Source organism: Deltaproteobacteria bacterium HGW-Deltaproteobacteria-18 (genome assembly GCA_002841885.1).
Lineage (GTDB): Bacteria > Desulfobacterota > Desulfovibrionia > Desulfovibrionales > Desulfomicrobiaceae > Desulfomicrobium.
The window spans coordinates 97,549-108,978 of record PHBE01000006.1; the positions used below are offsets into that span (position 1 = coordinate 97,549).

The 11,430-nt window shown below is 60.5% G+C and carries 8 protein-coding genes; 6 read left to right on the top strand and 2 right to left on the bottom strand.

Annotated elements, in window-relative coordinates:
- The first annotated feature begins 85 nt into the window (after positions 1-85).
- The 6 genes from CVU60_06725 (at position 86) to CVU60_06750 (ending at position 8,862) form a co-directional block, all read left to right on the top strand.
- The gene (locus CVU60_06725; protein ID PKN42374.1) at positions 86-1,153 is read left to right on the top strand and encodes a hypothetical protein; all 1,068 of its coding nucleotides are present in this window, start codon (positions 86-88) and stop codon (positions 1,151-1,153) included.
- On the top strand, positions 1,150-3,795 hold the full coding sequence (locus CVU60_06730; GenBank protein PKN42375.1) for a cytochrome C: 2,646 nt from the start codon (positions 1,150-1,152) through the stop codon (positions 3,793-3,795). Before CVU60_06725 ends, CVU60_06730 begins: the two co-directional genes overlap by 4 nt.
- Positions 3,796-4,051: 256 nt before the next feature.
- Positions 4,052-4,303 carry a hypothetical protein gene (locus CVU60_06735; GenBank protein PKN42376.1) on the top strand — a complete coding sequence of 84 codons (252 nt, stop codon included), beginning with the start codon at positions 4,052-4,054 and terminating at the stop codon, positions 4,301-4,303.
- Between the two features lie 102 nt (positions 4,304-4,405).
- Positions 4,406-6,025 carry a hypothetical protein gene (locus tag CVU60_06740; protein PKN42377.1) on the top strand — a complete coding sequence of 540 codons (1,620 nt, stop codon included), beginning with the start codon at positions 4,406-4,408 and terminating at the stop codon, positions 6,023-6,025.
- Positions 6,026-6,127: 102 nt separating this feature from the next.
- Positions 6,128-8,008 (top strand): secretion system protein E, encoded by a 1,881-nt coding sequence (locus CVU60_06745; protein PKN42378.1) that lies wholly within the window; start codon positions 6,128-6,130, stop codon positions 8,006-8,008.
- Positions 8,009-8,010: 2 nt separating this feature from the next.
- Complete coding sequence (locus CVU60_06750; protein PKN42379.1) at positions 8,011-8,862, top strand: metal-dependent phosphohydrolase; 852 nt, start codon at positions 8,011-8,013, stop codon at positions 8,860-8,862.
- Between the two features lie 92 nt (positions 8,863-8,954).
- Here the strand turns inward: CVU60_06750 and CVU60_06755 are convergent, their stop codons facing one another.
- Both CVU60_06755 and CVU60_06760 read right to left on the bottom strand, forming a co-directional pair.
- Positions 8,955-10,835, bottom strand: a complete 1,881-nt coding sequence (locus tag CVU60_06755; GenBank protein ID PKN42380.1) for a DUF2207 domain-containing protein — start codon at positions 10,833-10,835, stop codon at positions 8,955-8,957.
- Position 10,836: 1 nt separating this feature from the next.
- Complete coding sequence (locus CVU60_06760; GenBank protein ID PKN42381.1) at positions 10,837-11,391, bottom strand: hypothetical protein; 555 nt, start codon at positions 11,389-11,391, stop codon at positions 10,837-10,839.
- Positions 11,392-11,430 lie beyond the last annotated feature (39 nt).

Here is an 11,430-nt window from a genome sequence, read left to right on the forward strand (position 1 = left end):
GACGCCTATGACTAAATTGGATAGATGAAACCTTCGCGGAAAAGTTTTTTCTGGCAAGCAGCACACCAACAACACGGAGAAGTTCATGGATCCCACCAATCTCATCCCCCAGGCCCTGCCCATTCCGGTGGAATGGGGCTGGTTCTACCTCTTTCAGGTTTCCACGTTCATCCTGCACATCCTGGTCATGAACGTCATGCTCGGCGCGTCCATCATCGCACTGGTCCATCATCTGCGAGGCAAGACTGAAACCGAGTCTCTGACCAAATCCATTTCCGTCAAGCTGCCCTTCACCATCGCTTTTGCCGTCAATTTCGGAGTGGCGCCCCTGCTCTTCATACAGGTGCTCTACGGGCAGTTCATCTACACCAGCAGCGTGCTCATGGCTGTTTACTGGCTGTCGGTCGTGGGGCTGATCATCATCGCCTACGCCAGCGCCTACATCTATGATTTCAGCTACGTCTCGCTTGGCGGCCTGCGCACTGTCTTCATCGGCCTGGCCACAGTATGCCTGCTGGCCACGGCCTTGATATTCACCCTCAACATGACCCTCATGCTCAACCCCGCCAGCTGGGACGCATATTTTGACAATCCATGGGGCACGCTGCTCAACACATCCGATCCGACCGTACTGCCGCGCTACCTGCACTTCGTCGCGTCATCGGTGGCGGTGGCGGGTCTGGCGCTGGCTCTCTTCTACAGATTCAAGGTCAAAAACGATCCCGGGGCCCAGCGCTGGGTCCGACACGGCATGAACTGGTACGCCTACACGACCATGGTGCAGATGGCGCTGGGCCTGTGGTTTCTCACTGCCCTGCCCGACCGCGTCACGGCTCTCCTGCTGGGCGGCTCCCTGCCGCACACCCTTGTTTTTGTCACGGGCGCGACCATCGGAATTTTCAGCATCAGCAACGCCCTTCGCTACAACGCGGGCGCGACGGCGACCCTGTCCCTCGCCACCATAATCCTCATGCTCTTTCTGCGGGACCTGGTCCGGGACGCCTACCTGACCCCATATTTTGAGGTGAGCGACCGCGTCGTCACCGGCGAATATCTCCCGCTTGTCCTTTTCATCCTGACCCTGGCGGCCGGGCTGTGCATCATTGCCTGGATGCTCCGTACCGCCGCCACGGACTCGGAGGTGCGCTCATGAACTTTCCAATCTGGGAACTCCACTGGGCCGGCGGCGGGCTGATGATCGCGCTGATTGCCGTCTTTCATGTCTATATCGCCCACTTTGCCGTGGGCGGAGGGCTCTTTCTCGTTCTGACCGAACAACTCGGCTACCGCCGGGACTCCCAGCCCATCATCGACTACACGAAACGGCATACCAAATTCTTTTTGCTGGTGACCATGGTCCTGGGCGGAATCACCGGAGTGGGCATCTGGTTCATCATCTCACTGGTCGCGCCCGCGGCCACGACCCAGCTCATCCACACCTTCGTCTTTGCCTGGGCCATCGAATGGGTCTTTTTCCTGTGCGAAATCGTGTCTTTGTTCATCTATTTCTACACCTTTGGAAAAATGGGGAGACGCAACCATCTCACCATCGGCTGGCTCTATTTCTTCTTCGGGTGGATGTCGCTCTTCATGATCAACGGGATCATCGGTTTCATGCTGACTCCCGGGGACTGGCTGGAGACAAGAGACTTCTGGGACGGACTCTTCAACCCCTCCTTCTGGCCGGCACTGGCCTTCAGAACCTTTATTGCCATCATCCTGGCCGGACTTTACGGCTTCGTGACCGCCACTTGGGAAAAGGATCCCCAGACCCGTGAAACCCTGGTCCGCTACTGCGCGACCTGGCTGCTGGCCCCCTTCGCCTTTCTGCTTCTGTCGGGGTGGTGGTACGTGAGCGTGCTGCCCGAAGGCCCGCAGGCCATGGTCCTCGGTGCGAACCCGGAAATCGGCCCGTACATGCAGGGATTCCTGTGGATATCGGCGATCCTTTTTGCCGCAGGCCTGGCCATGGCCGTACGCATGCCGGCCGCAATCAAGCGCCCCATGGCCCTGGTCCTGCTCGTCATAGGCCTGCTGTACATGGGCTGCTTTGAAACCATGCGTGAAGCCGGACGCAGACCCTACCTGATCCATGGCTACATGTACTCCAACGCCATCCTGGCCGGCACCGAAGACGCCATCTCCGCCGAGGGCTTTCTGCAAACCTCGAGCTGGCACCAAAACCGGGAGATCACCCCTGAAAACGCCAGGGCCGCGGGTCGCGAGATTTTTCGAGGCCAGTGCGCAGCCTGCCACTCCATCGGCGGCCCCCTGCACAACATCAAACGCCTGGCCGCGCAATTCGGAACCGTGGGCCTCGAAGCCCAGATCGCGGGCATGGGCAAGATATATTCCTACATGCCGCGTTTTGCGGGCACGCCGCAGGAGCGCAAGGCCCTGGCCTCCTACATCGTGCATGACCTGATCGGCGCCCCCGAGGTCACGAAACAAACCCGACCCCGCCCCGAACTCGAACTTGAAATCCCGGCCTTCGATGCCCAGGACGACGAGTACGTACTTTTGGCCTGGTGCACCCTGGGCGAAAAATGCATCTCCGACAGTGACAGCCGCTTCTCCCTGTTGCCTCCGGGCAGCACCCTGATGGCGCAGCTCATCCGACGCGGCCCGGTGCCCGAGCTCGTGACCGAGGGCGTGGAAATTACCTTCACGGCCCCGGCGGGCTTCGAAAATCCGAGCAACCATGTGGAATTCTGGAATTACGCACCTTCGCTGGTGGGCAAGGAGCTGGCACCGAACGTCAGCGCCAAGGGCCTGGGCATGTCGGGCGTGATGAAGCCAAACGACCAGAGCCTGACCTTTCTGGCCGACGGCATCCCCGTCCTGCCCTACACGGACGACGGCACCATCAACCCCTATCCCGTCTTCAATCTTGAAGCCAGGGATGCCAAGACCGGCAAGGTCCTGGCCGGCACCAAGGTCGTGGCCCCGGTCTCTACCGAGATCGGCTGCAAGAACTGTCACGGCGGAACGTGGCGACACGACGGTGCCATGGGCATCTCCGTGCTGACGGCCTCGGATGTCCTGGCCAGACATGACCGGCGTCACAAGACCGGTCTGCTGCCCCAGGCGGAAGCAGGCAAGCCGGTGCTTTGCCAGAGCTGCCATCCCGATCCGCTGCTCAAGGCAGAAGGCAAACCGGAGCTCTTGAACCTCCCGGCCGCCATCCACGGATTCCACGCCAACTACCTGTCCGAAGCTCCCGGCGCCGAACCCTGCCATTCCTGCCATCCCACCGGCCCGGACAGCTACACCTATTGCGCCCGTGGCGCGCATGCGAGCAAGGGAGTGACCTGTGTCAGCTGCCACGGCACCCTGGAAGACCACGCCCTGACCCTGCTCAAGGCCGAAAAAGAGGCAGGCAAGCCCAAGGCCGACCTGCTCATGCGTCATATCAAGCCCAGACTGGTCGCCTCCGTTGAAGAAATCGAGCCTCGCACGCCATGGAACGACCAACCGGACTGCCTGAGCTGTCACGTGGACTTTGAACCGCCGCAAGATGCGCAGCCTTCAGCCTTCAACCAATGGGTACGCGGACCGCAAGGGCTTTATCGCATGCGCACCGACGACGCGGGGCTCATGTGCGAATCCTGCCACGGCTCGACCCACGCCGAATATCCGGCCGCCAACGCGTTTCACCCGGATCTCGATGCGATCCAGCCGTTGCAGTACCAGGGCCACCCAGGCCCCATCGGGAGCAAGGGCAACTGCGCGGCTTGCCACACCGAGGACATGTTCGACGAATTCCATCATCCCAACATTCTCAGACAGCTCTGATTCCAGTCACCCGGACCGGGGCCAAAATGCCCCGGTCCTTCCATTTCGCAGCCACCTGCGTCAGTTTCCCGGCCACACAACCTGCCGGCACGATCATCCCGAAGCCCCGCGCAAACGTTTTGTGCAACCAAATCATGACGGATGCTCCCAATTCCCAGAATTCACTTTACCATCACATGCCCTTGAGCTAGCCTCCACTTAGGGCTTGCATGGCAGGCCCATGTTCCGACACAGCCCCCAACACACGGAGAATCGCATGTCGTATCTGCCCTGTGTTGGATGTGGGTGGTGCTGTCTGCATGACCAGTGCACCGATTCCTCGCGCCGCCACGGCTATCTGCCTCGCTGTCCCGAACTTTTCTGGAGCCATGAAGCAGGGCGCTACCTGTGCCTGACCATGCTCGAAGGCGAGTCCGGGGACGGAATCCGCCACAATCAACACGCCGGCGGAGGATGCTGCGCACCCCTCAACTCCTGGCGACAGGACATTCGAAACCGGGACAAATGACCCGCATCTTTCGGACGGACCATGATCCAATCCTCTCCAGTCAAAGACAACTCAGCCCGGACAAACAAAAGCATCACGTCTCCCCGTCTCATGAGCGGTCAATTGACCGTCCTGTCCATTCTGGTTGCCGTAGTGCCGCTCCTGTGCATCGCGACCCTGGGCTATGTTTTTTACGATGCTGCATACCGGGAAAAAACCCAGGTGCTCCTGGCTGAAAAGGCAATGAATTCGGTCCAGAACCTGGACGGTTTTCTCGAAGAAAAGATCGCCAATCTCCGCCAGGAAACCGACTCGGCGTCCATAGCGGAGCTGTCGGACCCCGGCCATCTGCGCGCCCGTCTACACTCCCTGCAAAACGCCTATCAGGGCGTCTTCCTGGGCCTTGATCTTGTCGACGCAAGCGGCACGATCATCGCCGGCACCGGGAACGAAAGTTCGCAGCCGGTCCCGGCCAAAGAGTCGTGGTTCGCGCAGGCCATAAGCCGCCCCCAGTTTGTCAGCAATCTGGCGCTATGCGAGACATACTGCTTCCTTGCCGTGCGCATCACCTCCGAGCAGACGGCCTGGCTGCTGCGGGCCCACCTCGATCCGGACCTGATCCAGGCAAAGATCCGCCTCTTCCATCCCGGAGGAACCGGAGGCGCATTTTTCCTGGACCGCCAGGGCGCATACAGCGCTGCCAGCGGCGCCGAACCGGACAGCCGGGAAACAACGCTATTGCTTGCCCAGCAAATTTTCCCCGAAGGCAGGCCCGTGGTCCTGGAAGCCAAGGACGCCAGCGGCCAGACCAATCTCTACGGCTGCGCGCCGCTGCGAACCACTGGCAACATCCTGGCCATCCGCCAGCCCAAGGATCAGCTGCTGCAACCGCTGCACAAAGCCCGCCTGCTGGCCCTGGCCATCATCATCGCCGGGTGCATCGGCGTCATCATTACCGCGCTGGCCTTGGCCAAGCGAACGGAGCAGCGCCTGCTAAAAGCCGAACGGGAACTGCAGCAGATGCAAAAGCAGGTCATGGATGCGGGCAAACTGGCCGCCATCGGGGAGCTTGCGGCCGGTGTCGCGCACGAGATCAACAATCCCCTGGCCATCATGATGGAGAACGCGGGCTGGATCCAGGACCTGCTCAAATCGGACGACCCGCACAGCCAGGAGAACACCGAGGAAATCTTTTCGTCCCTGCTGACCATCACCACCCAGGGACATCGCTGCCGGGAGATCACGCACAAGCTGCTCAGCTTCGCGCGCAAGGCCGACACCACGACAAAGGTGGTGCATATCAACTCGCTGCTGGAGGACATTGCCGGATTCGCGCGGCAAAAGGCCAAATACCGGGACGTGGAAATCAGGCTGGCCCTTGATCCCAAGGTGGGGGAAGTCGAGAGTTCACCCACCGAAATTCAGCAGATCATACTGAACCTCGTCAACAATGCCATCGACGCCATCGAGAAGGACAACGGGCTGGTGCAATTGCGTTCCTCCCACGAAGACAGCTTCGTGCGCATCGATGTCGAGGACAATGGACAGGGCATCCCCGAAGATATCCTGCCGAACATTTTCGAACCGTTTTTCACCACCAAGGCTGCCGGCAAGGGCACCGGCCTTGGACTGTCCATTTGCCGGGACCTGCTCTCGAAAATGGGCGGCTCCATCAGCGTGGAGTCCACTTCGGGCCAGGGTTGCGTTTTTCATGTCCGCCTGCCTGCGAGTTCCCCAAAATGAATTCCACGTCTGACAAAAGAGAGTTGCCTGCTCAATTTGACTCCATAATTTTCTCTCTGTAAGACCTTGTCGCTACTGATCAACTCTCACCGTGGAGCCCCGATGCCGAAGGATAATCCCAAGACCAGCGAACCAACTACCCACGGCGAACTCATTGGCATACTCATCAAGGAAGGACTCCTCACGGACGCGCAGGCGCTCCACGCCTCACGGCTGCGCAAAAAACTCGTCCGTCCCAAGCCCCTGCTCGAAATCGTCAAGGAACTCGGGTATGTAACCGGGGACCAGGTTACCGCAGCCATCCGCAAGAACAAGCTGTCCATGCGCATCGGCAGCCTGCTCCTTGAGCTCGGGCTGATCAGCGAGGCGGATCTTGAAGCCGCCTTTCAGATACAGCGTACCAGCAAGACCCCGCAGAAGCTGGGCGAAGTCCTGGTCAACAATAATTTCATCAAGGAATTCAAGCTCCTTGAAGCACTTTCCTTGCAGCTTGGCTACCCATTCGTGGATCCCAGATTCACAAACCTCGACATCTCCCTTCTGCACCAGATTCCGGTCACGTACCGGAACAAGGCGAGCTATGTGCCCATTGAAAGGCAGGAGCACCAGGTCGTCGTGGCTTTTGCCAATGTCCTGGACCTGGACGACCAGGAAGAGGCGCGCACCATCTTTCCAGAAGGCATCCTGCCGGCCATCGCCACGCGCGAATCCATCGTCGAGACCTACCAGCGCTTCGAGCGCGGCTCTCAGAACAAGGAATCCGTTGATGACGATTCGGCCTCGGGCATCGTGGAGCGCATCATCCTTGACGCCATCGACCTCGATGTCAGCGACATCCACATGGAGCCCCTCCCGGACCGTCTGCGCATCCGCTTCCGGCGCGACGGGGTGCTCGAACCCTACAAGGACTTCCCGCGCGAGATAATCCCCAACATCTCGAGCCGCATCAAGATCATGTGCAAGGCGGACATCGCCGAAAAGCGCCGGCACCAGGGCGGGCGCATCCTGTTCGAATACCCCGGCGGCGAACTGGACATGCGGGCCTCCTTCTATGTGACCATCCACGGCGAGGCCATCGTGCTGCGGCTTTTGAACCGCCAGGGCAACCTCATCGACATCACTGGCATCGGGATGTACCCGAAGATACTCAAGCGCTTTCTCGACGGGGCGCTGTCCCGGCCGAGCGGCGTAGTGATCATCACCGGCCCCACGGGCTCGGGCAAGACGACCACGGTCTACAGCTGCATTCACCACCTGAATACCCCGCTCCTGTCCATCATCACCGCCGAAGAGCCGGTGGAATACGTCATCCCGGGCATCTCCCAGTGCTCCATCGACCCCAAGATCAACCTGACCTTCGAGGAGACCCTGCGCCACATCGTGCGCCAGGACCCGGATGTCATCCTCATCGGCGAGATCCGCGACAACTATTCGGCCGAGGTGGCCGTGCAGGCAGCCCTGACCGGGCACAAGGTCCTGACCACCTTCCACACCGAAGACTCCATCGGCGGCCTGATCCGGCTCATGAACATGGACATCGAGGCTTTCCTCATCTCCTCCACCGTGGTCAGCGTGGTCGCCCAGCGACTCCTGCGGCGCATCTGTCCGGAGTGCTCCCAGCCGTACAAGCCGAGCCCGGGCGAGCTGCAGCTTTTCGGCTACACGCAGACCTCGATCCAGGGCTCCAATTTTCGCAAGGGCGCGGGCTGTTCCCACTGCCGTTACACGGGCTACCGGGGCCGCATCGCGGTGTTCGAACTGCTCATTCTCGATGAAATGGTCCGCGCCGCCATCCTTGAACGGCGGACCAGCTTCGACATCCGCAAGATCGCCCTGGAGAGCGCGGGGCTTGTGACACTTTTCGAAGAAGGTCTGGTCAAGGCCGCCGAAGGCCTCACCACCCTGGAAGAGGTCATGCGCTGCCTGCCTCTTGTTCTCAAACCACGCCCTCTGGAAGAAACCCGCCGCCTGCTCGGAGTTTAGCAATGAACGAGGCCAAGTCTTTTATCGAAATCCTCATGGAGCATGTGAACTCGGACAAGGCGCAGCTCCCGCCGTTCAATCGCACAGGCCTTGCCATCCAGCAGGAGATGGCAAAGCCGGATCCGGACATGCAGATCATCGAAAAACAGATCCTGCGCGATCCGGCCATAGCCGGTCAGCTCCTCAAGGTGGCGAACTCGTCCTTTTACCGGGGCATGATCGAAGTGACCACGGTCAGAAACGCCATGGTCCGCCTCGGCCTGGCGGAGGTCTCCAACCTGGTCACCCTGCTGACCCAGAAACAGTCCTTCAGCACCCAGGATTCCTTTATCCGCGAATACATGGATCAACTCTGGATCCACTCCGTGGCCTGCGCCCTTGGCGCAAAATGGATCGCCAAGGAATGCCGGCTGCCGAGCAAGATGAACGAGGCTTTTTTCGCAGGTCTCCTGCACGACATCGGCAAGGCCTTCCTGCTCATGGCCATCGCCGACCTGAAAAAAAGCGGGCAGCTGGGCGAGACAGTTCCGCAGTCCTTCATCCAGGAAGTCCTCGAAACCCAGCACCAAAGCATCGGCGCGCAACTGCTCAAGACCTGGAATCTGCCTGAAATCTACTGCGCCGTGGCCGAAAACCATCATGACGAGAACATGGACGGCCGGGACATCGTGTTGCTCATAGTCAGCCTGGCCAACAAGGTCCTGGCCAAGGCCGGAATCGGGCTCATGCACACCCCGGACATCGACCTGGCGACCAGCCCCGAAGCGATCCAGTTGGACCTTTCCGAGATCAAGGTCGCCGAACTGGAACTTACCATGGAAGATTACGTGGAGTTTGTAGGGGAAGTGGCCTGAACCATCCGGCGATGTTGCGCTGTCCGAACGCCTGAAACGTACGAGGGCCGGTTCGCCTGAACCGGCCCTCGTGCGTTTCTCATGTCATGAAATCACCATCCGCCCCCGCCGCCTCCACCGCCGCCTCCGCCGGACGAGCCGCCTCCGCCCATGCCCGAGGAACTGCCCGGCGCTGACGAGGCCGAGGATATGGCGGACTCCATGCCCCGCCCAAGGCCCGAAGCGAACAGGCCCGGATGCATGCTGTTCCAGCGTCGGCCTTCATACCAGCCCGGATCGTATCCGGCCCGCTCCAGCAGACCCGCAAAACGCTCTCCCCACTGATTTTCAACCCCAAGCGCCATGGCGTAGGGCAGGAACTTCTCAAACAGCTCGGGAGTCTCATCGGGAGGATGAATGAAGTTCAATCGGTCCTCTTCGGCCACGGAGAGGTAAAGCCTGAAGCCCTCAATCTCGTCCAGGGTCAGACGGCCGATACGAGTCGGCGCTTTCAGAAGCTCATAGAAAAGCGCATTCATGAAAATCATGCCCCCAAACCCCAGCACCGCCGCAACCCCCAACTGGCTGGACAGAAGCCACAATCCAACCGCCTCACCGCCCAGAAAAGGCAATGTAAAGACGGACAGAAACAGGGCCGAGGCCTTGCCCCGGACACCTCCTCCCTGCCACGCGACAACTACCTGGCGCACCAGCATGAAGCAGCCGAAAGTCCAGAACGTCAGCCACACGCAGATGAAGAGTGCTCCTGGCGGAACGGAGGCGCTCAAGACCATGCCCGCCACCGAGGCCAGGGTGATGCCTACCCCCGGCGCAAGCCAGCCCGTGTTGGTCAGGAAATAATTGGAGGACAGTTCCTTGCCGAGCTTGTTCTTCATGGCCCGCCGGGCCCCGCTGACCACCTTGTGGTTCACGTTTTCAAGCTCGATGACTGTTCCGGCCCTGCGCAATTCGTCCCAGGCCGCCCGCTCCCCCTCAGAGAGGCCTGCCGGAGGATGGTCGGCCAGCGTCAGGCGCATCTTCGAATTGTCCCCGATCCTCAGCGCCCCCTTGACCGCCATGTTGACCACGCCTGCGCTGAAAGCCGTGTTGTCGAACTTCATGCGCGTCAGCATGCGCACCATGGCCGGGGAAAAACCGCGCGGCGGAGCAAAGCGTGGAATGATCACGCCCTTGGCCGGGTCGCGCCCGACCTTCATCCAGGCCAGCACGTAATAGATGCCGAGCAAAAAGGTCCCGAGGCCCGCAAAAAGCAATCCCCCGCTCTCGTTCAGAACCTGCGTCGCCTGCTCCGTGGCAGAGGGAGGAGTCACAATACCCTTGGGCCAGGATACGGCTATGGTCAGCCCCTCACCGGGAGCGAATGGCCGCGAGGACGCGAAGGTAACCACCTGCCGGCCGCTGACCGGAAACGTCCAGCTGTCCGTGCTGCCCATGGGCCCTTCGTAGGCCACGGCCTCAAGGGCCCGGGCCTCGCCCGGCAGGCGCACCTCGCAACTGACCCGGTCCAGGGGCAGCCGCCAGCCGTTGCCGTTGACGTTCCAGTAGAGCTCGTCATGCTCCTCGAAAAAACCCAATTGCCGGGTGGTGCGGTAGATGAGGGTATAGGAATATCGCCCCGGCTGCAGAAAGACATCCTTGCTGCCTACATAAATGGCCACCCCGTTGGACTTGTTCTCGGTGTGGTAGGGCTCTGTCACGCCGTCACGCTTCACGTCCAGAAGCGTGAATCCGACACGCACCGTGTTTCCATCCCGCCCGGTATAACGCGTGGGAAACTCGCGCACGATCCCGCGTTTGATCTGCTCCCCGGCAGCCTGGACGGTAATGGTCTCCGTAACCACCATGGAGCCGTCCGGATCGATGAGCACCAATGATGAAAAATCAAGAATCCGCTCGGTCTGGGCGGACAGGGGCGCGCATGAAAGCAGCGTGAGCAGCGCGGCCAGGAGTACCCGTGTTCGCAGGCCCGCCACCCTAAAACTCCACCTTGGGCACGGCCCGTTCCGAGGGGCTTTCCAGCTCGAAGAATTCGGCCTTTTCAAAACCAAAACGCCCGGCGATCAGATTGGAGGGAAAGGACTCCACTGCGATGTTCAGATTCCGCACTGCGCCGTTGTAATAGCGTCGGGCGAGCTGCACCTGCTCTTCTATCTCGCTGAGGGAAGCCTGCAACTGGGCGAAATTGGCGTTGGCCTTGAGGTCGGGATAGTTCTCGGCCAGGGCGAAAAGCTTGCCCAGCGCAGCCCCCAGAAGCCCCTGTGCCTGGGCCGTCTCGCCCACGCCCTGCGCGTTCTGAGCCACCCCGCGCAATCGGATGACCTCTTCCAGAGTGCCTTTCTCGTGCTCGGCGTACCCCTTTACCGTGGACACGAGGTTGGGAATCAGATCCGTGCGCCGCTTGAGCTGCACGTCGATCCCGCTCCAGGCTTCCTGCACCATGTTGCGCATGCGCACCAGGCTGTTGTAGAGGAGGATGACCCACAGTAGAATGGCGACAGCCAAGGCGAGCAGGACAAGAAAAACGATCATGATTCCTCCATGGTAGTATGTGTATGCACGTCATTTAGA

What these genes read in the sequence shown, in the direction of transcription:
- CVU60_06730 (PKN42375.1), top strand. Translation starts at nt 1,150, where the DNA reads ATGAACTTTCCAATCTGGGAACTCCACTGGGCCGGCGGCGGGCTGATG.
- CVU60_06760 (PKN42381.1), bottom strand. Translation starts at nt 11,391, where the DNA reads ATGATCGTTTTTCTTGTCCTGCTCGCCTTGGCTGTCGCCATTCTACTG.
- CVU60_06725 (PKN42374.1), top strand. Translation starts at nt 86, where the DNA reads ATGGATCCCACCAATCTCATCCCCCAGGCCCTGCCCATTCCGGTGGAA.
- CVU60_06735 (PKN42376.1), top strand. Translation starts at nt 4,052, where the DNA reads ATGTCGTATCTGCCCTGTGTTGGATGTGGGTGGTGCTGTCTGCATGAC.
- CVU60_06745 (PKN42378.1), top strand. Translation starts at nt 6,128, where the DNA reads ATGCCGAAGGATAATCCCAAGACCAGCGAACCAACTACCCACGGCGAA.
- CVU60_06750 (PKN42379.1), top strand. Translation starts at nt 8,011, where the DNA reads ATGAACGAGGCCAAGTCTTTTATCGAAATCCTCATGGAGCATGTGAAC.